General features: G+C 32.0%; 19 protein-coding genes. 8 read left to right on the plus strand and 11 right to left on the minus strand.

Annotated elements, in window-relative coordinates:
- Positions 1–2: 2 nt before the first annotated feature.
- A complete protein-coding gene (locus tag OYT91_RS17390; RefSeq protein ID WP_281238935.1) occupies positions 3–2,075 on the minus strand; it encodes a TonB-dependent receptor plug domain-containing protein in 2,073 nt (690 codons plus the stop codon).
- Between the two features lie 97 nt (positions 2,076–2,172).
- Here OYT91_RS17390 and OYT91_RS17395 point away from each other — a divergent pair, with 97 nt between their 5' ends.
- The 3 genes from OYT91_RS17395 (at position 2,173) to OYT91_RS17405 (ending at position 4,513) form a co-directional block, all read left to right on the plus strand.
- Entirely contained in the window at positions 2,173–3,084 is a 912-nt protein-coding gene (locus OYT91_RS17395) for a DUF6607 family protein (RefSeq protein ID WP_281238936.1), read from the plus strand.
- Between the two features lie 16 nt (positions 3,085–3,100).
- The gene (locus OYT91_RS17400) at positions 3,101–3,445 is read left to right on the plus strand and encodes a DUF6686 family protein (RefSeq protein WP_269223695.1); all 345 of its coding nucleotides are present in this window, start codon (positions 3,101–3,103) and stop codon (positions 3,443–3,445) included.
- Between the two features lie 513 nt (positions 3,446–3,958).
- Positions 3,959–4,513, plus strand: coding sequence for a hypothetical protein (locus OYT91_RS17405; RefSeq protein WP_269223694.1), 555 nt, complete (start codon positions 3,959–3,961; stop codon positions 4,511–4,513).
- Positions 4,514–4,617: 104 nt separating this feature from the next.
- On the opposite strand, the gene argS is transcribed toward OYT91_RS17405, so the two are convergent.
- A complete protein-coding gene (gene argS / locus OYT91_RS17410; RefSeq protein WP_281238937.1) occupies positions 4,618–6,396 on the minus strand; it encodes an arginine--tRNA ligase in 1,779 nt (592 codons plus the stop codon).
- A gap of 354 nt (positions 6,397–6,750) precedes the next feature.
- Between argS and OYT91_RS17415 the strand changes: the two genes are divergently transcribed.
- Entirely contained in the window at positions 6,751–9,108 is a 2,358-nt protein-coding gene (locus tag OYT91_RS17415) for a TonB-dependent receptor (RefSeq protein ID WP_281238938.1), read from the plus strand.
- 275 nt (positions 9,109–9,383) lie between these two features.
- Here OYT91_RS17415 and OYT91_RS17420 read toward each other — a convergent pair whose 3' ends face one another.
- The 4 genes from OYT91_RS17420 to OYT91_RS17435 all read right to left on the minus strand — a co-directional run bounded on the left by OYT91_RS17420 (position 9,384) and on the right by OYT91_RS17435 (position 12,826).
- Positions 9,384–10,391, minus strand: coding sequence for a 3-oxoacyl-ACP synthase III family protein (locus OYT91_RS17420; protein ID WP_269223691.1), 1,008 nt, complete (start codon positions 10,389–10,391; stop codon positions 9,384–9,386).
- 140 nt (positions 10,392–10,531) lie between these two features.
- Positions 10,532–11,476, minus strand: coding sequence for an ABC transporter ATP-binding protein (locus tag OYT91_RS17425; protein ID WP_281238939.1), 945 nt, complete (start codon positions 11,474–11,476; stop codon positions 10,532–10,534).
- A gap of 133 nt (positions 11,477–11,609) precedes the next feature.
- Complete coding sequence (locus OYT91_RS17430) at positions 11,610–12,299, minus strand: YiaD family glycine zipper/OmpA-like lipoprotein (protein WP_269223689.1); 690 nt, start codon at positions 12,297–12,299, stop codon at positions 11,610–11,612.
- 17 nt (positions 12,300–12,316) lie between these two features.
- Positions 12,317–12,826 (minus strand): lipocalin family protein, encoded by a 510-nt coding sequence (locus OYT91_RS17435; protein ID WP_269223688.1) that lies wholly within the window; start codon positions 12,824–12,826, stop codon positions 12,317–12,319.
- Positions 12,827–12,993: 167 nt separating this feature from the next.
- Between OYT91_RS17435 and htpG the strand changes: the two genes are divergently transcribed.
- The 4 genes from htpG (at position 12,994) to OYT91_RS17455 (ending at position 18,516) form a co-directional block, all read left to right on the plus strand.
- The gene (htpG, locus tag OYT91_RS17440) at positions 12,994–14,895 is read left to right on the plus strand and encodes a molecular chaperone HtpG (protein ID WP_281238940.1); all 1,902 of its coding nucleotides are present in this window, start codon (positions 12,994–12,996) and stop codon (positions 14,893–14,895) included.
- Positions 14,896–15,127: 232 nt separating this feature from the next.
- Positions 15,128–16,315, plus strand: coding sequence for a pYEATS domain-containing protein (locus tag OYT91_RS17445; RefSeq protein ID WP_281238941.1), 1,188 nt, complete (start codon positions 15,128–15,130; stop codon positions 16,313–16,315).
- Positions 16,316–16,492: 177 nt separating this feature from the next.
- On the plus strand, positions 16,493–17,302 hold the full coding sequence (locus tag OYT91_RS17450) for a hypothetical protein (protein ID WP_269223686.1): 810 nt from the start codon (positions 16,493–16,495) through the stop codon (positions 17,300–17,302).
- A gap of 287 nt (positions 17,303–17,589) precedes the next feature.
- Complete coding sequence (locus tag OYT91_RS17455; protein ID WP_269223685.1) at positions 17,590–18,516, plus strand: magnesium transporter CorA family protein; 927 nt, start codon at positions 17,590–17,592, stop codon at positions 18,514–18,516.
- A 47-nt stretch (positions 18,517–18,563) separates the two neighbouring features.
- Here the strand turns inward: OYT91_RS17455 and rluF are convergent, their stop codons facing one another.
- The 5 genes from rluF to OYT91_RS17480 all read right to left on the minus strand — a co-directional run bounded on the left by rluF (position 18,564) and on the right by OYT91_RS17480 (position 23,966).
- Entirely contained in the window at positions 18,564–19,376 is an 813-nt protein-coding gene (rluF, locus tag OYT91_RS17460; protein ID WP_281238942.1) for a 23S rRNA pseudouridine(2604) synthase RluF, read from the minus strand.
- A 195-nt stretch (positions 19,377–19,571) separates the two neighbouring features.
- Positions 19,572–20,429, minus strand: coding sequence for an alpha/beta fold hydrolase (locus OYT91_RS17465; RefSeq protein WP_281238943.1), 858 nt, complete (start codon positions 20,427–20,429; stop codon positions 19,572–19,574).
- 46 nt (positions 20,430–20,475) lie between these two features.
- Positions 20,476–21,255 carry a zinc ribbon domain-containing protein gene (locus OYT91_RS17470; RefSeq protein ID WP_269223684.1) on the minus strand — a complete coding sequence of 260 codons (780 nt, stop codon included), beginning with the start codon at positions 21,253–21,255 and terminating at the stop codon, positions 20,476–20,478.
- A gap of 3 nt (positions 21,256–21,258) precedes the next feature.
- Entirely contained in the window at positions 21,259–22,356 is a 1,098-nt protein-coding gene (locus OYT91_RS17475; RefSeq protein ID WP_281238944.1) for a Nif3-like dinuclear metal center hexameric protein, read from the minus strand.
- A 338-nt stretch (positions 22,357–22,694) separates the two neighbouring features.
- On the minus strand, positions 22,695–23,966 hold the full coding sequence (locus tag OYT91_RS17480) for a tetratricopeptide repeat protein (protein ID WP_281238945.1): 1,272 nt from the start codon (positions 23,964–23,966) through the stop codon (positions 22,695–22,697).
- Positions 23,967–24,009: the final 43 nt, after the last annotated feature.

Below are 24,009 nucleotides of genomic sequence, written 5' to 3' on the forward strand. Positions count from 1 at the left end.
AATTAATAATTGAATTGTAATTTTCCAAAAATCTGCCTTCCAGAAACGGTGCTGATTTCTTGTGGATTTGTAAAATCAAAAAGATTGTTTACACCTAATTGGAGGGATAATTTTTTAATTTGTTTTAAAAATGAAAGATTTGCTGTAGTATAACCATCTACAAAATCATCATATTTATCTAAGATTTGATTGCTGTTAGTATCCCATAAACCATATTTACTTTTATAAAAAATTTGTAAATTGAGATCGGTTTTTATTTTGGGAATGATATAATAAAATTTGACATTTGCCGTATTCGTGGAACGGTTAAATAGCCCAAAATAATCAGTAGTTTTTATTTTGAAAGACTCTAATGTAACAGGATCTCTGGCATAGACAGTTCCATTTTCGATAGCTTTTACAACAGATTTATCTTTTGCAACTAGGTATTGATATCCTACAGAAAAATTAAATTGCTTCGAAAAATTATAAGTTGAATTGAATTCTAATCCATAAGTAAAAATTTGGTTAATATTAAAGTAGCTAAATACGTTTTGGCCATTTGTTTTTTGTGCTACAACACGAGTATCAATTAAATTTGAAATAGAATTGTAAAATAAATTAGCTTCTATTTTTAATTTATCTTTTTGATAAAAACTTCCAAAATTGACATTTATAGAACTTTCTGGTTTCAACGAATTTTCAAAACTAATCTCTGAAATTCTATACAACAATTGTCCTTGACTCTCTAAAACATTCAATTGTGATTCTGCGACATTGTATCCCAAAACGGTATATCCCACAGATGAATTGGTAAAATCAAAATACAATTGACGAAAATCGGGTGCTTTAAAACCATATCCAATAGATGACTTAAGTGATAAATTAGTGTTTATTTTAAAATTTACGGCTAATTTTGGACTTAATTGCGACTCATATTGTTTGTTGTCGTCATATCTCAAGCCAGCCAAAATATTCCATTTATCTGTTGGATTATAATCATATTGTATAAAAGCATATTGCGAATTGAAAACTACTTTTCCTTCAAAATAAGTCCTATCTAAAGTTTCATAATTCATACCGATTCCTGTGGTTAATTTATTTTTGCCTATCAAGAAAGTGGCTCTAATTTCTGGTCGAAATAGCCATTGATCGTAAAAATTTTCTTCAAAAAGTACATTGTCTGGATTATTCAAAAAGGATTCATTTCTATAATTGGTGGTGTACAATTCGTAGTCCATATTTATATTTGAATTCCATCTTTGCTGCAATTTTGTTTGAATATCCCATTCATTTATACTTGCATCTCCATTATAGTTTTCATTTTCAATTACAGTTTTATAATCTTGTTTCTGATGGTAATACCTTGTCCCCATGGTTAATTTTAAACCATCCGAAAAATCAAAATAGAATCTCGGCTGAATAGTTATATTCTGATAAGGTTCTACTGTTTTCAACACAGTAGTTTCGTCCAAATCATAGCCATCAGACTTAAAATAATCTGTAAAAACTGTCCCCGAAAATTTTTTCTTTTTCCAATTTAAGCTGGCATTAGCATCGATAGTATTAAAGGTCACATACCGATATGAAAAACTGCCTGAAAGCAAATCTTCTTTAGGCTTTTTGGTAATGATATTTATTACTCCGGCAAGAGCCTCCGATCCATACAGTGAAGATGAGGCTCCTTTCACAATTTCAATTCGCTCTATATTACCGACACTTACTCTTGATAAGTCTAAAGTTCCAGCACTCCTGCCTACTAGCGGAACACCATCCATCAGAATCAAAGTATAAGCTGCGTCCAATCCTTGCATTTGAATCCCTTCAACTCCACCAAAGTCGGCAGTTGTGATAAGTCCTGTTTGTTGTGACAAAATCTCGTTTAGTTTTGTCACTCCTGCTCTTTCAATATTAGCTGCTGTTATTACATAAGTTGGTAATGGCAAAGTCGAAAGTAGTCTTTCGGTTCGGGTAGCTGTTACAACTACTTCGCTTAATTGCTCCATTTTTAAACTAGTTACATTTTTATCTTCTTGAGCAAAAAAAAATGTTGGTAACAAAATTAAACCTATAAATTGTAGTTTATTTAGAAACATTCTTGATAATTTTTGACAAATATATATTTTATTTTTATTCATTCTAAATAAAAATAGTATTTTTGACAAATAATAATATTAATTAAAAACTAACCCTATGAGAATCAAAGCAATTATTTTTTCAATTGTACTATTAACAAGTCTAACAGGCAAAAGTCAAGATTTAAAACAACAACAAGACATTAACTCTATAAAAGCAATGTGTGGTTGTTATGAAGTGAAATTTAACTTCACTGAAACTTTTAAATATTCAAAAGACAGCATCAATTACAAACCATCAGAAACCAAACACGATAGTGGATTAGAATGGGTTGAATTAGTAGAAAATCTACCTAACAAAATTGTTTTGCAACATTTATTGATTGTTGGAACTGGAGAAAATGATATTGTAAAACACTGGAGACAAGATTGGCTATATGAAAACACTGATTTGTATTCTTTTTTTAAAGACCAAACCTGGAAATTCAACAAATTACCAACCAAAAGCGTAAAAGGGCAATGGACACAAAAAGTATATCAGGTAGATGACAGTCCAAGATATGAAGGAACTGCAAGCTGGGTTCATGTAGACGGAAAAGATTATTGGATGAACACAACTGATGCACCATTACCGAGAAGAGAGCATACTAAAAGAAACGATTATAATGTGTTAAAAAGAAGAAACATTCAGGAAATAACATCGTCTGGCTGGATTCATGAACAAGACAATGACAAAATAGTTAGAGATACTGACGAAAAAGACGTCTTACTGGCACAGGAAAAAGGGATGGATATTTATACCAAAGTTGACGACAGCAAATGCAAATTGGCTCAAAACTGGTGGAAAAAAAACCATGAAGTTTGGATAAAAGTTAGAAGCAAGTGGGGAAAAGTCTATGCTAATAACAAAGATTTATCGTTGCTAAATAAAGTAAATAAAAAATCACTTTTTTCAGTTTTATTTGATTTAAAACCTACTGCAACCCAAGTCGAAGTTGATACTATAATTGATTCTTTTATTGTCAAATAATTAAAACTTTACAATTATGTGCAATCTAAAAATATTAAATCGAACCTCTAATGGAATTTTGTTGTATTGTCAACATCGAGACATGTATCAATTATTGTTCAATAATTTGACCTTTGATCTGAGCAGCATCGAAATGACAAGTTTTTCTAACTATTTGGATCACATAGATATTGATTATTGGGAAACTGAATATCAACATTCTATTTATGAAAAGAAGATTCCAATCCCGACTTTACAAACCAACTTTATTATTTTATTGAACAGAAAGGAAGTGGAGGAATTACGGTATTTGGTAGATTGTATTAATGAATATAAAATCCTAAAACCATTTGAAATTAATTATATGATAATTTCAAATTGATCTAATCTTTCTTTTAGAATTAGCACATAAAAAAAAACCGTCTCGTTCAATAAAAAACGGGACGGTTTTTTTGTTTTAGGCAGTATCTGATAAAATTTGATTTGTGATGAAAAGCTGAATTTAAGGAATTCAAAATTACTGCAAAAGCAGCATATAAAAAGATATATTTTGATATGTCATCTTTTATACAATTTAAGACTAGTTTTTCATGTCTTCTGATTGATAATTAAGTTGGATTTTACACTTTTAGCATTAATTTCTATCAAACGTTTTCGTTTGTTTTACAGTTTGCCAAAAGAAGCTTTTTAAATAATGTCTTAATGTTAAAAAATAAAGAATAATTTAATTTAAAATTAAAATAAACACATAAAATTATTGTATTTGTAAAAAATGTTTGTTTTTTTGAAAAATTAATAAAAAAATATTTTTGCTGTTTCAAAAATAAATGTACTTTTATACTATAAAATAAAAACATAAAAATCTTTAAAAAACAATATAAAAAAATACAAGATCATGAGAACAATTATCACCTTTGCCCTTTGCTTAATCTTCTTTTCTGCGACGTATTCACAAGACCAAAAAACAGCTGATAGAAAAGCAGAAACTTTAAAAATGGAAGTATTACCAGAAGTATTAGTTTCACACACTAAAAATGTTTCAAAATACATTCCAGACAACAATCCTGATGCAGTTATCAGAAACATTCAAAACAAATTCATTTCGTACAATGTAGATAATGAAGAGTGCAGAAATTTCGACGAGTATTTAGTGACTTTAGAAAATGAAAAAGGCTTCATGGTGGCAACTTACAATCAACACGGAGTATTAGTAAGGGTTAACGAAAAATATACAAATGCAGAATTACCAAGAGAAATAATGCGTTTTGTCTTTATGTGGTATCCTGAATGGACAATTACAAAAAGTAAGTTTGAATATTCTCAACAAAAAGGAGCAATATTAAAAAAAACATACCATTTGAAACTTAAAAAAGATAATCAAACTCAAAATATACAAATTAGTTTAACAGACGAAATTGTTAAAACAAACAATGAATTAGCAATGAATTAAAATTGCAATGATTCTCAATCAAACCAAAATTCCCCGTCCCTAACAAATAAAAAAGAGGCTGTCTAAAAACATAGACAGCCTCTCCTTAAAATTTATTTATAAAATTACATTCTCTCTGGAACATTTATTCCTAGTAAACTAAAGGAATCAGCAATAACATCTGCCACTTTTTTAGACAATTGCACTCTGAATATCTTCTTGTTCAAGTCTGTTTCTCCAAGTATCGAAACCGCTTGGTAAAAAGAATTATACTCACGTACCAATTCATAGGTATAATTGGCAATCAAAGCTGGACTATGATTGTGAGCGGCATTCTGAATCACTTCTGGAAACAATTCAAGTTGTTTTACCAATTCTTTTTCTTTCTCATGCAATTCTAAAATGCTTGATATTACATTAAGATCAAAATCTGCTTTTCGTAAAATCGATTGAATTCTAGCATAAGTATATTGAATAAAAGGCCCCGTATTCCCAGCAAAATCAACAGATTCTTCTGGATTAAACAGAATTCGTTTTTTTGGATCTACTTTCAAAATATAATATTTAAGAGCACCCAAACCTATTGTATTGTATAATTTTGATTTCTCTTGAGTCGAGTAAGATTCTAATTTTCCTAAATCTTCAGCAATTTTTTGAGCCGTATCGGTCATTTCTTGCATCAAATCGTCGGCATCAACAACGGTTCCTTCACGGCTTTTCATTTTTCCAGAAGGTAAATCTACCATTCCGTACGATAAATGAAAAAGATTGGAAGCCCATTCAAAACCTAATTTTTTCAAGATAAGAAACAATACTTTGAAGTGATAATCTTGTTCATTTCCTACCGTATACACCATTCCGCCAACGTCTGGCATATCTTTTACACGCTGAATTGCAGTTCCAATATCCTGTGTCATATATACCGCTGTTCCATCAGAACGCAATACAATTTTACGATCCAATCCTTCATCTGTCAAATCAATCCAAACCGAGCCATCAGGATCTTTTTCGAAAATCCCTTTTTCAAGACCAATTTGAACTACATCTTTTCCTAATAAATACGTATTACTTTCATAATAAAAGCTATCAAAGTTTACGCCTAGATTTTTATAACTTATGGCAAAACCATCATAAACCCATTGGTTCATCGTTTTCCAAAGTACAATTACTTCGGGTTTACCGTTTTCCCAATCCAAAAGCATTTGCTGAGCTTCGAGAATAATTGGCGCTTGTTTTTTGGCTTCGTCTTCTGTTTTTCCAGCATTCATCAACTCATTGATTTCAGCTTTGTACGCTTTATCAAAAGCAACATAATAATTACCAACCAGTTTATCACCTTTTAAACCAGTAGATTCTGGAGTTTCTCCGTTTCCGAACTTTTGCCAAGCCAACATGGATTTGCAAATATGAATTCCTCTATCGTTGATGATTTGAGTTTTGTATACTTTTTTACCGGAAGCTTTGATAATTTCGGCAACAGAATATCCTAGTAAATTATTACGAACGTGCCCTAAGTGCAATGGTTTGTTGGTGTTTGGCGAAGAATATTCGACCATTACCGCTTTATCATTTACCGAAGGTGTTACAAATCCGAACTTCTCTACATTTTTGATTTCGTTGAAGAAATTCAAATAATATTGATCTGCAATCACAATATTTAAAAATCCAGAAACCACATTAAAACGGGCAACTTCAGGAAGATTTTCAACCAAATAATTTCCTATTTTATTTCCTAATTCAACTGGATTACTTTTTACCAATTTAAGTAATGGGAAAATAACCATCGTAATATCTCCTTCAAACTCTTTTCGGGTGGCTTGAAACTCAACTTTTTCAATGGTTACATCAAACAAAGTTTGAATGGCTTTCTCTATAGATGGGGTAAGAATATTGGATAATGACATGGATACTTGATTTTTTTAAGTGTGCAAATATAAGGCTTATTCGCCAAATATGGAAAGTGAAAAAGCATTCTGTAGTGTAATGTTTCTAAAAACAGATTATCGTATAAAAATACAAGACTCAATTGAATGCAAACCGTTTCCATTTATACTTAATCGCTCGAAGAACAGTTCAATTTGATAATGAAATCCCTTTTTTAGTTAGAAAAAAACAAACATCGAATCTCCTAAAAATCAAAGCACTCAATTAAAACCACCAAATATTTGCAAATTTTTTTTAAAAAATGTGTTACAAATAGAAGACAAAACAGTCTTATGGGAAATCATCAGTCAAAATCATCAATCAAAAATCAAATTATGAAGACTAAACTATTAGTAGTATTCCTATTGAGTTTTATAGGAATAGCTCAAGCCGAAAACCCTGGAACAATATCCGGAAAAGTAACAAACAAAACCACAAAAACTCCTGTTCTTTATGCGTCAATTGTGATAAAAGAAGCAGGCAAAATAATTACTGGAATTGTTGCTGACGATAAAGGAACCTTTTTAATTAAAAATTTAGAATTAAAAAAATACACTTTAGAAGTAGAGTTTATTGGGTACAAAAAATTCAGCACTTCTTTTGAATTGAGTCCTGCAAAAAAAACATCAACATTAGAAATCCTTTTAGAAGAGGAAGCAACAGAACTCAAATCGGTTGACATCGTCAAGGAACATTCTTTAATCGAACAAAAAACAGATCGAAAAATCATCAATGTTGGGAAAGATTTATTGAGCGCTGGAGCAACTGCTTCTGAAATATTGAATAATATTCCTTCGGTTAGTGTCGATCCTCAAACCAATGCAGTGAGCCTTAGAGGAAACTCGAATGTAAGAGTTTTTGTAGACGGCAAACCATCTACTGTAGACGCAGCCCAATTGTTGCAACAAATACCGTCAACTTCCATCAAGCAAGTTGAATTAATTACCAACCCTTCGGCCAAATACAATCCTGAGGGAATGAGCGGAATTATCAATATCGTATTAAATAAAAATGCTAAAATCGGTTTTAACGGAAGTATAAATAGCGGTGTAACCTTTGGTAAAGCACCAAAAACTAATTCTTCTTTTGATATGAATTATCGTAGTGGAAAAATCAACATGTATGCTAATTATGGATTGACTACTGGTCAATACCATAACAATGGACATATTGACACTACTGAACCAAATGAAGAAAATTTACAAGACTTTAATTTCAAAAATGAAAACCTTTCGCATTTAGCCAAAATAGGATTAGACTTTTATTTAAATGACAGTAATACTATTTCTATTTATACCACTCAAAACATTGGAGATGAAAACGGCAGTTCAAAAGTAATTGTTGATTTTCCAAATACGCAAAAGCCAGGAGAAATTGACCTATCTAAACGTATTACTCAGTTATTCGATAGTAAAAATGACAATTACACTCAGACTTATAACTTTGATTACAAGAAAAAATTCAAAAAAGAAGGGCATACTTTAGAATTTGAAAGCAACTACAATAATAACGATAATAGAGAGAATAGTGTTTTTAGCGATCCTAGAACAAATGACATCTCCAACAAAGGGGAAAATGTTTTACTCAATTTAGATTACACCAATCCTTTAACGGAAACAATTAAACTAGAAGCAGGATTGGAAACTCGAATCGAAAACACAAAAAATAATTTTCTGGAGAATGGCGCTTATAATTCCAATTTCAATTACGAAAGAAATATTTATTCTGCCTACACAACAATCTCGAAACAGTGGAAAAAATGGAATGCACAAGTTGGCGCTCGTTTTGAAAAGTACACTGCCGATGCGTTATTCAAAAAAATAAATGAAGCTGATGGAACTTTTAATGACAAACTATTCACAGTATATCCATCTGGTTTTTTAAATTACACTCCAAATGACAATGATTCATACAACCTTAGTGTTTCAAAACGCGTGGACAGACCAAGTATCGATCAAGTAAACCCAATTCGTGAATGGAGTACACCACAAATCGATTCTCAAGGAAATCCAAATTTATTTCCTCAATTTACCAATTCGGTTGAATTAAACTATACTCGAAAAACAAAGATTGGTTCAATCACTTCTGGAGTATTTTATCGTCAAATTAATGATGAAATAACAAGAACACTTTTTGAAAACCCTAATGATTCAGAACGATTAATTTTATCGTATGCAAACCTTAATGACAACAATGCATTTGGACTTGAATTGTCAGGGAATTTAGATTTTACAAAATGGTATTCTGCCAATATTAGTTTTGATATGTACAACAAAAAAACAAAAGGCTATATTGGGACTGATTATGTTGAAGTTGATGTAACTACCTTCAATTCTCGCATTAGCAATACATTCAAAGCTTCCAAAAATTTGCGTTTTCAATTGACAGGAATGTACAGAGGTGAAGATTTAGGTTTGCAATTTTTAAGAAAACCAATGTGGAAAATTGATGCAGGCTCAAGTCTTACTATACTTAAAGGCAGTGGAACCATTACCGCTCGTGTAAGCGATATATTTGATAGTATGCATTTTGCATTTGATGCTACTAAACCAAAAGCACAAACTGGAGAATTTCATTGGGAGAGTCAAACCGCCTTTGTAGGATTCAATTACCGTTTTGGAACAGGGAAAAACAAAGCCATTCAAAGAAAAGAAAGAGATAAAAATGAAACCCAAGGAAGTGGTGGATTTTAAGACCGTTAACGCTTATAAAATAGTCTAAAGATGCGAAGTTGTTGTTTTTCAAGACAACGAAAAAAATCATTGCATAGCCTTTGCTACGGAATTATTTTTTGAGAAAGTATTGGAGAAAAAGAACGAGTAGATTGGGCTATTTTGTAAACTGTAATGGTATAAAGATTAGTTTTAATAATAGGTTGCCCAAAAAGAAACCCCAGAGTATGCCAACTCTGGGGTTTCTTGTATAATGAACTATTCTCTGGTGATAATTGTTTTTATGTTTATAAATTTTACCATTTTATAATAGCACTTGCCCAAGTAAATCCACTTCCAAAAGCAGCCAAAACAACTGTGTCGCCTGATTTTATTTTTCCTTGCTCCCAAGCTTCGGTCAAGGCAATAGGGATAGAAGCGGCCGTGGTGTTTCCGTATTTCTGGATATTATTAAAAACTTGATCATCACTTAATCCAAATTTCTTTTGTATAAACTGTGAAATTCTCAAATTGGCTTGATGCGGAATCAGCATATCAATATCCGAAACCTGCAAATTATTAGCTTCCAAACCTTCATTGATTACTTCGGCAAAACGAACCACCGCATTCTTGAATACGAATTGTCCGTTCATATAAGGATAATAACTTTCGTCATCTGGATTGTTATCTGCCAAAATATCGGTTACCCAGCGACCACCCATTCCTGGAGCCGTCACTACCAATTCTTCGGCATGAACTCCTTCGGAATGCAAATGAGTTGACAAAATTCCTTTGGTCAAATCTTCTTCTCTACTGATAATTGCAGCTCCAGCCCCATCTCCAAAAATTACCGAAACCCCACGTCCTCGAGTTGTCATATCCAATCCTGTTGATTGAACTTCGGAACCAATAACAAGAATATTTTTATACATTCCGGTCTTGATATATTGATCGGCTACAGATAGCGCATAGACAAAACCCGAACATTGATTTCGAACATCCAAGGCTCCAACGGTTCTCAAACCCAAATCACGTTGTACTAAAACTCCTGGTCCTGGAAAATAGTAATCTGGACTTAATGTTGCAAAAACTACAAAATCAATATCCTCTGCAGCAATTCCAGAACGTTCCATTGCAATTCTGGCAGCTTTTACTCCCATTGTGGTGGTGGTATCTTCTCCTCGGATAATATGTCTTCTTTCTTGAATACCAGTTCTCTCCTGAATCCATTCGTCATTGGTGTCAATGATTTTAGACAAATCATCATTAGTCACTACATTATTTGGGACATAATATCCCAATCCCGTTATTTTTGAATGGTACATATTTTATTGTTTTGTTAAAATCAAGGTTGTAAATTTATATATCTTTTAAAAAAGAAGTACACAATATAGTAATTTTTTAGACATCAGTAATTCTAACGTTAAAAAATTTTAAGTTGTTTTACTAATTTGGGATCAAAATGTCAGATAATTTTCAAGATCACTTCTTGATTTACTTCTATAGCAGATTCATGCTCAAAGAAAATCACTTTCCTGTCAAAAACAGCTTTGATTAAAAAACGACTTCCTTTAAAAAAAGATTCTTTTACTATTACTTGTAATGAACCATTAGGATCTACTTTTAGTTGATGTGGATACAATAAAATGATTTCATCTTCTCCTTCTATTGGCATTAATTGGGATAATTTTAATTCATTTACTTCGCCAAAAAGAGAGGCAACATATTTATTCAAAGGATAATTATACACTTCTGCTGAAGGTCCTTTTTCCATAATTCTTCCTTGATACAAAACAATTGTTTCATCAGAGAAGGAAAGGGCATCGGTACTATCGTGAGTGGCTATAAAACAAGTAATTTTTTTTTTCTTTAAATAAGCAAAAAGATTTCTACGTAATGCATTTTTTCTAAAATTATCAATATGGCTAAAAGGTTCGTCTAGTAATAATACTTCGGGTTCGAGAGCTAAAACTCTAGCCAAAGCCACTCGTTGTTGTTGACCACCACTGAGTAATTTTGCTTTTACATTAGCAAATTCAGTCATTTCGACCATTTCTAATAATTCTTGAATACGCAGTTTTTTTAAAGGCAAAAAACCATTGGAGAGAAATTTACCTACATTTTCGGCTACTGTTTCATAAGGCATCAAATCAAAATCCTGTGCCAAATATTTCATAAATGGCATTCCTGGAATTAAATTATATTTTGGTCCACGAATCTCGGTTTCATTATAAAAAATATGCCCTTGATTTAAGTCATACATGCCATAAATCAGTTTTAAAAGGGTGCTTTTTCCACAACCGCTTTCTCCAAGAACGGCTATATTCTGTCCTTTTGCAACTGTGAAATCTACATTTTGAATAATGATTTTTTCGGTATACCCGAATGAAATATTTTGAACTTGAAGCATTCTATGACATTAAAATTTGAGAGAACAAATATAGTTCCTTTACTAAAAAAAAATTGTTGATAATTCATTTATATCCAAAAAAAAACTGCTTCATAAATAAAGCAGTTTTTTTGAACAAATAGGGATTAAAAAACTATTGTTTCTTTTTGGCATCTTCAACCATTTTTGCATTTGCTGTAATGGCAAATTCGACTCTACGGTTTTGACTTTGACCTTCTTTGGTGTCATTACTTGCAATTGGATCTGCAATTCCATAACCAGATGTTTTGAAACGGCTTTCCGCTAATCCTTTTGATACTAAATAAGTCTTTACTGATTCGGCTCTTTTTTGTGAAAGAGTCAAATTGTATTCTGGTTTTCCCGTATTATCTGTGTAACCAAAAATTTCGATATTGGTATCCGCATATGAATTAAAAACAGGTACTAATTTGTCTAAGTTTGCTTGTGCTTGAGTTGTCAATGTAGATTTATTAACATCAAAACGAACTGCATTTTCATTCAAAACCAAATGAATTCCTTCGCCAACTCTTTCTACATCGGCACCAGGCAAGGCTTGATCAATTTCTCTTGCTTGTTTATCCATACTATTACCTATCAAAGCTCCTGTTCCGCCACCAACAGCAGCTCCAATTGCAGCTCCTAATGCGGCGTTACCACCTTTTCCTAAATTATTTCCCAGCACAGCTCCAAGAATTCCTCCCGCAACGGCACCTATTCCTACTCCTTTTTGAGTATTATTAGCATTTTTTACAGAATCACAACTTGTAAAAAACATACTTAATACTAATAAACTACTTAACCCTAAAATTGCTATTCTTCTCATAATTACTTTACTTTAAATTAATTAATTCTCTGAAATTGATATACAACATCGGTAGGATTGCTGCCAACATTTATTTTGTCAATCAACTCAAAAGAATTCTCCGTTTGATTTTTAACTCCCAATACAAAACCTGTTTTAACCTTTTTTGACTTTAATCCTTCATCCAAAATTTTAAGAACAAATTGACCTTCTTTGTTGATGTACCAAGTAATGGCAGAAGTGAAACCAGTACAATTTGGATTGTTCAAAGTCATTGTGCCTTTATTGTTATTCGAAATAAAATTCCAAGTACTTCCAATAAAGCATTTGGAATCGGCTAGATTAAAGGAATTTACCTTAATGTAATCTGAACCTGGATAAATAACATTGGTAATTTGCCAATTTCCTTTTATTCCAACTTGAGAAGCTTTATCTAATTTGGTCATAGGAGCATTTGATACTGGCTCTGTGGTAGCTGGGGCTGTTGACGCAGATTTACATGCAAATACCATGACAGTAATTACACATAGTAATAGAATTTTCTTCATTTTTTTTAATTTTTAAATTAATACACCTACAAAGATACATATCAATTTGATTGAAATATTTTTTTTGTTTTATATAATTTACTTGCGACAATTTGTCACTTCAATTGCAATTGGTACTCTATTTGAAAGTAAATTAACAGATTGTAAAACCTTTAAAAATTTAAAATATGACAACAGGTAAAATTAATGTTTCGGTTGAAAACATCTTTCCCTTAATCAAAAAATTCTTATACAGTGATCACGAGATTTTCTTGCGTGAATTGATTTCAAATGGAACCGATGCGACTTTAAAATTAAAACACCTAACCAGTATTGGTGAAGCCAAAGTTGAATATGGGACTCCGATTATTGAAGTTAAAATTGATAAAGAAGGAAAAAAAATCCACATCATTGACCAAGGGCTTGGTATGACAGCCGATGAAGTTGAAAAATACATCAATCAGGTTGCGTTTTCTGGTGCCGAAGAATTCTTGGACAAGTATAAAGATTCTGCTAAAGATTCAGGAATTATAGGTCATTTTGGCCTTGGTTTTTATTCTGCTTTTATGGTTGCAGAGAAAGTAGAAATCATCACCAAATCATACAAAGACGAACCGGCAGCACACTGGACTTGCGATGGAAGCCCAGAATTTACATTGGAACCAGCAGACAAAACTACAAGAGGAACTGAAATCATCTTGCACATTGCTGAAGATTCTCTTGAATTCTTAGAAGAATTTAAAATTTCAGGCTTGTTGAACAAATACAATAAGTTCATGCCTATTCCAATTAAATTTGGAACTAAAAAAGAAAAAATCGAACAAAAGAAAGGTGAATTTGTTGATTCTGAAGACAAAGAAAATACTTTTACAGAAGTAGAAGTCGACAATATCATCAATAATCCTAATCCTGCTTGGACCAAACAACCAACAGAATTGACTGATGAAGATTACAAGAATTTCTACCGTGAAATGTATCCAATGCAGTTTGAAGAACCATTGTTTCATATCCACCTAAATGTTGATTATCCTTTTAACTTAACGGGTATTTTATATTTTCCAAAATTGGGTTCTGACTTACAAATTCAGAAAGATAAAATTCAATTGTACCAAAATCAAGTATATGTTACGGATAATGTAGAAGGAATTGTACCTGAATTCTTGATGATGCTTCGCGGTGTTGTTGACTCTCCAGACATTCCATTGAATGTTTCTCGTTCAGGGTTACAGGCAGATGGTGCTGTGAAGAAAATATCCAACTATATCACTCGTAAAGTTGCTGACAAATTGAAGTCTTTATTCAATGAAAATAGAGAAGATTTTGAACAAAAGTGGAATGACATCAAAATCGTTCTGGAATACGGAATGCTTTCTGAGGATAAATTTTATGAAAAAGCAGGGGCTTTTGTTTTATACCCAACAGTAGACGACAAATATTATACTCTTGAAGAATTAAAAGAAGCTTTAAAAGAAAAACAAACGGATAAAGACGGAAAACTAGTTGTGCTTTATGCTGGAAATAAAGAAGCACAACACTCTTATATTGAAATTGCAAAAGACAAAGGATATGAAGTGTTACTTCTGGATTCTCCTATTATTTCACATTTAATTCAAAAAATTGAAGGTGATAATAGTGGTTTGCATTTCGTTCGTGTCGATTCTGACCATATTGACAATTTAATTAAGAAAGAAGACGCTGCCATTTCTAAATTATCAGACGAAGAAAAAGAAAGTTTGAAAACAGTTCTTGAAACCATCGTTCCAAAACAAACTTATACGGTACAACTTGAAGCTTTGGATAGTGATGCAGCTCCATTCATCATTACGCAACCTGAATTTATGCGTAGAATGAAAGAAATGAGTCAATCTGGTGGTGGCGGAATGTTCGGAATGGGGAATATGCCTGAAATGTACAATTTAGTGGTTAACACTAACTCTGATTTGGCAACAAATATTTTGAACAACAAAGACAAATCAGCACAAGAGAACTTAGTAAAACAAGCTTTGGATTTGGCCAAATTATCTCAAAACCTTTTAAAAGGAGAAGCTTTAACTGCTTTTGTTAAAAGAAGTTTTGAACTGATAAAATAATTTTAATTTTTTATAAAAATAAAAACTTAGGCAATTATCAATATTCATAAGCCTGCTAGTGAAAACTGGCAGGCTTTTTTTTTAGGTTATTGCATTTTGTAATATTATGAAGTATTAAAAATCTAAAATACAGGTGTTTATCTCCGTGAGTCGTGTTGATATTTTTTATAACTTTAAGGAATTATACCATTTTGTAGTATTCCCTTTAAAAATAACTAAAACATCTAGACTTATGAGCTTAGCTGAAAACAAAAGTCAAATAGAATTGGAAGAAAAGAAAGATAAAAAGGCAATAAAAGAAGCTGAAGCATCTGTTTTATTCACCTTGTATATTGGTTTTTTTATAGGATTAGTTCCAGTTATTGGGTTTCCAATCACTATTCCTGAAATGGGTGGCAGAATTTTATTTATCGGATTAATTATAGGGATAGCCGCATTTATAAGTTCATTTTTTACTGGTACTTTATTTGGTATGCCCAAAAGGAATAATATCAAAGAAAGCGATTATTCCCTAAATAATAGTCTTGTAGAAATATCAGATTGGTTAACAAAGATAATTGTGGGACTTGGGTTGGTCAATTTAAAAGAAATTCCAGATTTCCTAATATCATTAGGGGAGTATGTGAGAGCCTCTTCAAAATATGATAATCAATTAGTAAATATTTATTCAATAGGAATAGTTGTCTATTTTAGTTTTCTAGGATTATATATTGGTTATAATTATATGCGATTGGTGCTTTCTAATAAATATAAGTATGCTGACGATAATTTGTTAGAGAAAAAATTAGAAATGGCTAGAAGTGAAGCTTTAGAAGCCAAAAATGAAAATGAACAAAAAGAGAAAGAAATAGTAAAAATTAAAAGTGATATACAGGATAAAGTTCAGTTGACAAAAACATTGCTTAAAAAAGTTAATGACCCTATAATTTCAGAAACAGATGTTCAAAGTGTCATTAATTTAATGGGCTCTAGAAAAAACATAAAAGACAAAGGAAATCTTGAGCATAACATTGAAAAAATGCTTAACGAAGCAAATTTAAAACTAAAGAAAGGGCTAATAACAAATAACAGTGATCCTCAAAAAGGACAATGGAAATCCAATCCTATTAACAATGAACGAGAGTTAAAAGCAAATGTTACCGAAGAAGCCAAAGGATTGTTCAAAATAAAAATACAAGTAGTATCAACAGATCCAGAAAACAATCCATTGAAAAATGATGATTTGATTCTTTTTGCACTTCATAATACTTTTGGAGAACCTCCTTTTCGAATAGTAAAAGTAGCGAATCAAACAGCCGAACTTAATTTTTATTCCTATGGCTCGTTTACAGTTGGTGCATTCGTCGATTATGGCACAACAGAATTGGAACTTGACTTAGCGGAATTACCAAACGTTTCAAATTATTTCAAATCGCATTAAACTTAAGTTTAATACTCAATAGCAGGGATGATATTTTTATTTTGTTATAAGATGATTATTTTTAAAATAAGGATTTAGGAATGATTCCTATTATATTTAACATTGTTTTCAATCAAGTATTCATGAATTTTAATATGTTTGCAATCCCAAACTATCAACCTAACTAAATTAAAATTTATGAAAAAAAGCTTTCTTTTATTAACGGTATTTACTTTTTCTAGTTCACTTTTTCTTTCTTGTTCAAAAGAAGATACATTAGGGGCGACAGACAATAGTCCTGTTGTGGCATCCGCTTCAATTGATGTAATAAACGAATTAGATATTCAAACCGGAAATCAAGTGTCTTTTGAAAACTTAACGGCAAAAAGAACAGGAAAATCTTTAGTAGGTACATGTGCAATAGTAACAATGGATCCACAAACAGCTACTTTTCCTAAAATATTTTATGTGGATTTTGGAACAGGTTGCACGACAAATAACATTACAAGAAAAGGAAAATTAAAAATAACTTTCTCAAATTTTATCACAGAAACGGGTAGTACAATGACTGTAGAAAGAGTGAATTATTTTGTAAATGGTAATAAAGTTGAAGGGAAAATAGAATACAAGAATACAACTATGACTACTATTCCTCAATGGACCAGAACTGTTATTGGAGGAAAATTCACAGATACTAACGGCAATTCATATCTTAACTCTGGAAATCATACTGTTAAACAAACTGAAGGGGTATCAACACCAATTCTTGATGATAATAGTTTTGAAATGATTGAAGGAACTCAAACTGTAACGAAACAAAATGGAGCTACATTGACTTTAACAGTTATCGAGCCATTAGTAAAAAATTTCTCATGTCAATATATTTCCAAAGGAAAGATAAAAGTTCAAAGTACATTATTAAACGGTACAATTGATTATGGCAATGGAGAGTGTAATACTAATGGAACTTATACTCAAAACGGAATTGTTTTTCCTTTTACTATGTAGTTTAAATACTTGTAAATAGCTAAGAGACTGTTAATAGCAGTCTCTTTTTTTTTGCTATTGCTGTAAAATATTATTCTGTAAATAAAGTGAATGGACGCTTTTATGAAAAAATAACAACAAATGACTGTAATAATTTTACAACTTATTGATTTTTTTAAAATATAAAGAATACTTTTGCGAAACTTACAATAAACAACCCCATGGACGATTATTATTCGGAAAAATTGAAAGAATAAAGCACTTGAAAAACATTCAAGATGCTATAACTTAACCTATAGAATTTTGAAATGAAAGCTTTTTACAAAAACAATAACGGATTAATCGAGTCTCAGGAGTGGACTCCAAACTGCTGGATCAATGTTGAATGTCCAACAGAAGAAGAGAAAAAATACCTCCTAGAAGAACTGAACGTTCCAGAAGAATTCTACAATGACATAGAGGATATTGATGAAAGACCCCGAATAGAAGTAGAGAACGGTTGGACATTAATTATTATTAGAATCCCAATAAGTACCGATAATGTTAAATTACCTTTTAATACAATTCCCGTTGGAGTTGTTTTTAAGGGAGAAGTTTGTGTTACGATCAGTTTTCATAAAACAGAAATGTTAACAGATTTTGTGATTTACACGCAACGCAAAAATAATGATATTAAAGATTATTTTGATTTGGTTTTGAAATTACTCTTGTCATCAAGTGTTTGGTATTTGAAATATTTAAAGCAAGTCAATCAAAAAATAAAATTAGCCGAAGATAACTTAGAGGAATCCATCAAGAATGAAGAATTACAAGCGCTGCTTCAAATAGAAAAATGTTTGGTGTTCTTTATGACATCCTTGAAAGGAAATGATATATTACTCCATAGAATCAAGAATGTTAAATCCCAAAGAGATTCTTATGATCTTGATCTATTAGAAGATGTTGAGATTGAGTTGCGTCAAGCCCAGGAAACAACGAATATTTATAGTGATATCTTGACAGGAATGATGGATGCTTATGCTTCCGTTATTTCTAATAATTTGAATTCCATAATGAAGCAGATGACTTCTATTTCTATTATCTTGATGATTCCTACGGTAATTGCCAGTTTGTATGGAATGAATGTTCCTAATAATCTTGAAGATAATAAGTTTGGCATGCCAATTGTCATACTTGTATCGGTATTACTTTCTATGTTTGGAGTTTTTCTATTCAAAAGAAAAAGATGGTTTTGATAAAAAAAAAGCCGTTTCATTTTAATGAAACGGCTTTTTTTTAGGGTTTAATAATCTCCTCTTTTCTTAAATCGAGGATCATCTCTTTTTATAAATTCAGTTCTTCGTTTTGGAGTTTCTGTTTTAGGCAAACTGGCTTCTTCGGTTTTGCTGGAAGGTTCAATCAATTCATTGAGTTCTTTTATTTCGGCATCGGTTAAATCACGATAACGGCCTACTGGCACATCAAGTGAAATATTGATGATTCGGATGCGTTTCAAGGCGGTAACTTCGTAGCCTAAATATTCGCACATTCTACGAATTTGACGGTTCAAACCTTGTGTTAAAATGATTTTGAAAATGTATTTGCTGATTTGTTCTACTTTGCATTTTCGGGTTACGGTGTCTAGAATTGGCACGCCATTGCCCATTCGTTCAATAAAACGATCGGTTATGGGTTTGTTAACCGTTACGGTATATTCTTTTTCGTGATTGTTTCTGGCACGCAATATTTTGTTGACAATATCACCATCATTGGTCATGAAAATTAAACCTTCACTGGCTTTGTCCAATCTTCCAATTGGGAAAATACGTTTTGGGTAATTGATATAATCTACAATGTTGTTGCGCACTTCGAGATTGGTGGTGCATTCTATTCCTACGGGTTTGTAGAAAGCCAAATACACTGGTTTTTCGTTTTTCTCACGGATAAGTTTTCCGTCTATGCGCACTTCGTCATCTGGTGAAACTTTAGTTCCCAATTCTGGCACAATACCATTGATGGTTACACGACCTTCTTCGATAATTTTATCGGCCTCACGACGGGAGCAATAGCCCGTTTCTCCTATGAATTTGTTGAGGCGTTTTAGATTTTCTTCCATACTGCAAAAGTAGTGTTTTTTTGGACTTCTTGGATTTTTAGAATATTAGACTTTTTTGAATATTTCCTGAAACTAAAATAGTATCACCTTTTAGCCCCGATAGAAACGGCATCCTTTTTTTTAAGTCAGGGTTTTTTTACCCTGGCTTAAAAAAAAGATATAGGGGATAGCGGGAACCCATACTAACAAATAAGCTTATTTTTCTGCTTCAAACAAAAATTGATATATTTCTTGATATAATGTATCGTCGTGCATGGAATGCCCTAAATTTTTGGTGGTTATGAATTTTCCTTTTTTCCAACCATTGGCTATTTTTTCACCTTCTTTGTAATTGACTATGGTGTCGGTAGTGTCATGAGCAATGATTCCTTCAATTTGTATGTGTTTGGCAAATTTTCCTCCAGAGAAATCCTCTAATTTGATTTTAAAATTTTCTAAATAACGTTTTTCCAAAAGTGAGAACATCTTTTTGTTTAAACTCAACATGTTGATGTAATTTTGGATAAGTGTTTTTAAATCCGAAGGTGCGCCGAGAATAACCATTTTTTGAATACTGGTTTCTGGATGTAAATATTGATGATAGACACAAGCAGCTCCACCAATGGAATGACCAATGATAATGCTGGGTTTGTATTTTTCGACAGCTTTGTTGATGAATTCGGTATACCGAGGAACGTTGAATTCCTTGCCACTACTTTGTCCGTGTGCTGGAGCATCTATGGCTATGATGGTACTTCCTGATTTTTGAAGATGAGGCAGGGTTTTCTCCCAACGAGCCGAATTGCTTTCCCAGCCGTGAACCAAAAGGATTTTGGTGTCGTTTCCTTTCCAAGTATAGGTTTGAAAACGGTCTTCGTTATGATGAAATGTTTCTTTGATTGTATTTTGCAGAATCTCTGGAAGTTTGTCTTCTGAAAGTTGCCCAATTCTAGGGTTTGTAAAAAGGGTATAGGATAAATGTAAAGCCTTTTTTGGATATACAAAACTGAGCAGATTGATGTATTGACCAACGGATTTGACGAGAAGAAATCGGAAGCTTTTTTTTAGATTCAAAATTTGGGATATAAAAAAAGCCTCGAAATTCGAGGCTTAGTTATTTTTAGAATTTAGAAAACAGTTGTTCCATTTTCTCTCTTTCTTCTTCAGCCAGTACACTGTCTACTAGAATTCTTCCAGAGTGCTCATCAATTAAGATTTTCTTTCTAGATGCGATTTCTACTTGTGTTTGTGGTGGAATAGTGAAGAATGATCCTGCAGATGCACCTCTTTCGATAGAAACAACTGCTAGTCCATTACGAACACTGCTTCTGATTCTTTTGTAAGCTACCAATAAACGTTCTTCAATTAATGCTTGAAATTCAGCAGATTTCTCAGTTAAGAAGATTTCTTCTTTTTGAGTTTCAGCCATGATAGCATCAAGTTCTGATTTTTTGTGTTTCAAGTGAGATGATTTAGACTCTAATCTCTCTTTTGAAGTAGCAATTACTTCTTTTTTATGCTCGATAGTAGCTTTCATTTCTTTGATTTGCTTTTCAGCCAGTTGAATTTCTAATTCTTGAAATTCGACTTCTTTGGTCAAAGAGTTGAATTCGCGGTTGTTGCGAACGCTTTCTTGTTGTTTTGTGTATTTTTTGACTGCTTCTTTGTGCTCGTCAATAGCATTCTTTTTCTCTTTGATGAGATTTTCGATTACTTCGAGGTCGCTTTTCAATTTCTCTGAACGAGTGCTTAAACCAGCAACTTCATCTTCTAAATCTTCAACCTCTAAAGGAAGTTCTCCTCTAACGTTTCTGATTTCGTCAATTCTAGAGTCAATTAGCTGTAAATCGTAAATTGCTCTTAACTTGTCCTCAACACTTAATTCTTTCGTATTCGCCATATTCTATAAGTACTTAACTGGATTTGTATTTTCTTCCGATAAAATGATTGCAAAATTAGGGATTTTTTTTCTAAGATAATCAACAATATACTCTTTTGTATAGCGTTCGCTTTCAAAATGACCAATATCGGCCAATAAAAGTTGATTTTCGGCTTCATAATACTGATGATATTTCAAATCAGCAGTCAAAAAAGCATCGGCACCTGCTTGAATTGCATTTTTTATGGCAAAACTACCAGATCCTCCCAATACGGCTACTTTTTTTATTTTTTTTCCTATAAAAGCTGAATGGCGAATACCGTTGGCTTTCATTTTGTCTTTGGCATAAATAAGAAAATCTTTTTCAGTCATTGGCTCTTCAAGTTCTCCAATCATTCCTAAACCAATATGATTAAAAGTGTTTTTCATATTGTATATTTCGGTAGCTACTTCTTCATAAATGTGATTTTCTCTTAAGGCTTTTATGATTTTAGCTTCCAAGTGTTTGGCGTAAACCACTTCTATTTTGGTTTCAGTCCCTCTAGACATAACCCCTCTTTCACCAATGGTGGGTTCGCTTTTTTCATTTCCTTGGTAGGTAAAAATTCCTTCAGAATTGAAACTGCATTTATCATAATTACCAATACTACCTGCACCAGCTTCAAACAAAGCATTACGAACTTTCTCGGAATTGTCTCTAATGGTATAGGTTACTAATTTTCGGATATGATTTTGTTTAGGAATTAAAACTTGGGTATTTATCAGTCCTAGAGTATCACAGAATATTTTATTTACTCCTTCCGGGTGATTGTCCAATGCAGTATGAACGGCATAAATAGCAATGTCGTTTTTTATGGCTTTGAGCAAGGCGCGTTCTACATAATTTTTCCCTGTAATTTTCTTTAATCCATTAAAGACTATTGGATGGAACGAAACTACTAAATTGCATTTTTTTGCAATGGCTTCATCGATTACATTTTCAAGGGCATCGTGACAAACCAAAACTCCAGTTGCTTTGGCCTCTTCATCTCCTATTATTAAACCTACATTATCAAAATCTTCGGCATAAGCCAATGGAGCCATTTCTTCAAGTGTAGACAGAATTTCTTTTATTGTACTCATTATTTTAATCTTTTTGGGGTATTTATTTATCACTACTCAAATTTATAGCCCAAATTTATGGACGAATTTAGAATACGTGTGTTTTTAAAAATTTCCGTTCAAAGATAAAATATTATATTTTCGAAAAATGAGTTTCGATCGAAAAATATTGTTTCTAGATGTTGTTTTTTAATGATTTTCGACTTGTGTTCGAGAGGTTCAATTTTTTTGTTCATTAAATTGAAAAGCATCTCAAATTGAAACAGCTTTTTCCATATTGATTTTTCTATTTTTAAAAACGTATTTTGTGTTAAAAATAAGTTTAGAATCTATTTATTGGATTGTGCTGCTGCTAACTATTACGAAAGTTTTGCTTTTAATTCGTTGTATTCGGTAGTCATTTCCAATGCATTGTACACACTAAGAAGGCTTTGTGAAGTTTCAATATCATTAGGGTCTATTTCAATTACTTTTTTGAGATATGGAATGGTGCTTTTATAGATTTCTTCTTTTTTTGATTTTAACAAATCGTATTTTTTCATTTCTACAGGAGAGGTTCCTAATTTATCCATGTCCTCATTTATTGGTTTTACACTTTCCAGTTTCAGAATAGATAAATTTACATAAGATTTTGTGTCTTTTGGGGCAATAGCAATGGCTTTTAAATAGAAATTTTCGGCCTCAATTGTGTTATTTGCTTTGGTGCTTAGGATTCCAAGATTAAATAATAAATCGAGATCATTTGGGTTGTTTTTTGATATGGTTCCAACTAATTTTTTATAGGTAACATAGTCTTTTGATTCAAGGCAAAGTTCGGCTTCGGCTAAAGCCAAAGAGTTGTCTTCAGGATTTTTATTTCGTGCATCTAAAATCGCATTTTTGGCTTTCAATTTGTCTCCATTTTGAAAATAGATTAAAGCTATATTTTTATAAATTTCACCTCTTTTGGATACTCCTATTACGTTTCTTGGTTTTTCATGAGTTCCTGAACTAACAGAATTGTCTCTGTCATACATTTTTAGAAACCGTTCTTCAATATTTGTTGCTTTGTTTACGGCATAGTAATAATTCCCTATTCCGGAAAAATTAAGCGATTTGAGCGTTTCATAATGTTTGAGAGCAGATATAAAATCTTTTCCATTTACAAAGGCGCATGCAGTATTGTATAAATTAATTGTATCTTTTTGGTCTAGTAGATAAGCTTCATAGAACATAGTAGCACTTTCGATATGCTTTTTTTGTCGGGAATTAGAAACTGCATTTTTTATTAATTTCTCTTTTAAACTCTTGAAAGTACTTTTTGCTTGACCATAAAAATTGGTTTTCCCCGACTCTGATTCCACTTTATTTATTTCTTGGAATGACTGCGCTGCTAAAGTTAAATTTTTGCCTTCATCAACATTTTTATTTGCCAATCCTAACAAAGCATTTCCTTGAACGTAATAGAAAAGTGCTTTTTCTTCATCTTTTGAATTGTAAACTTGATATTCAATGCTCTTGAGTATGATTAGTGCATCCTGGGGATTTCCGCTATTAACTTCTTTTTCGGCTGATTTTATTTGACTTTTTTGGGCTTGAATAGTTCCTGCAAACAATAATAGCATACCAATAATAGTGTAGTTTTTTTTCATAATAAGAAGATTGTTGGTTAAACTGATTTGAGGTTTTTTATTG

It is taken from the genome of Flavobacterium praedii, from assembly GCF_026810365.1.
In the GTDB taxonomy this organism is placed as follows: domain Bacteria; phylum Bacteroidota; class Bacteroidia; order Flavobacteriales; family Flavobacteriaceae; genus Flavobacterium; species Flavobacterium praedii.

Coding starts and splice junctions, on each gene's coding strand:
- OYT91_RS17390 (WP_281238935.1), bottom strand. CDS start 2,075: ATGTTTCTAAATAAACTACAATTTATAGGTTTAATTTTGTTACCAACA.
- OYT91_RS17395 (WP_281238936.1), top strand. CDS start 2,173: ATGAGAATCAAAGCAATTATTTTTTCAATTGTACTATTAACAAGTCTA.
- OYT91_RS17400 (WP_269223695.1), top strand. CDS start 3,101: ATGTGCAATCTAAAAATATTAAATCGAACCTCTAATGGAATTTTGTTG.
- OYT91_RS17405 (WP_269223694.1), top strand. CDS start 3,959: ATGAGAACAATTATCACCTTTGCCCTTTGCTTAATCTTCTTTTCTGCG.
- argS (WP_281238937.1), bottom strand. CDS start 6,396: ATGTCATTATCCAATATTCTTACCCCATCTATAGAGAAAGCCATTCAA.
- OYT91_RS17415 (WP_281238938.1), top strand. CDS start 6,751: ATGAAGACTAAACTATTAGTAGTATTCCTATTGAGTTTTATAGGAATA.
- OYT91_RS17420 (WP_269223691.1), bottom strand. CDS start 10,391: ATGTACCATTCAAAAATAACGGGATTGGGATATTATGTCCCAAATAAT.
- OYT91_RS17425 (WP_281238939.1), bottom strand. CDS start 11,476: ATGCTTCAAGTTCAAAATATTTCATTCGGGTATACCGAAAAAATCATT.
- OYT91_RS17430 (WP_269223689.1), bottom strand. CDS start 12,299: ATGAGAAGAATAGCAATTTTAGGGTTAAGTAGTTTATTAGTATTAAGT.
- OYT91_RS17435 (WP_269223688.1), bottom strand. CDS start 12,826: ATGAAGAAAATTCTATTACTATGTGTAATTACTGTCATGGTATTTGCA.
- htpG (WP_281238940.1), top strand. CDS start 12,994: ATGACAACAGGTAAAATTAATGTTTCGGTTGAAAACATCTTTCCCTTA.
- OYT91_RS17445 (WP_281238941.1), top strand. CDS start 15,128: ATGAGCTTAGCTGAAAACAAAAGTCAAATAGAATTGGAAGAAAAGAAA.
- OYT91_RS17450 (WP_269223686.1), top strand. CDS start 16,493: ATGAAAAAAAGCTTTCTTTTATTAACGGTATTTACTTTTTCTAGTTCA.
- OYT91_RS17455 (WP_269223685.1), top strand. CDS start 17,590: ATGAAAGCTTTTTACAAAAACAATAACGGATTAATCGAGTCTCAGGAG.
- rluF (WP_281238942.1), bottom strand. CDS start 19,376: ATGGAAGAAAATCTAAAACGCCTCAACAAATTCATAGGAGAAACGGGC.
- OYT91_RS17470 (WP_269223684.1), bottom strand. CDS start 21,255: ATGGCGAATACGAAAGAATTAAGTGTTGAGGACAAGTTAAGAGCAATT.
- OYT91_RS17475 (WP_281238944.1), bottom strand. CDS start 22,356: ATGAGTACAATAAAAGAAATTCTGTCTACACTTGAAGAAATGGCTCCA.
- OYT91_RS17480 (WP_281238945.1), bottom strand. CDS start 23,966: ATGAAAAAAAACTACACTATTATTGGTATGCTATTATTGTTTGCAGGA.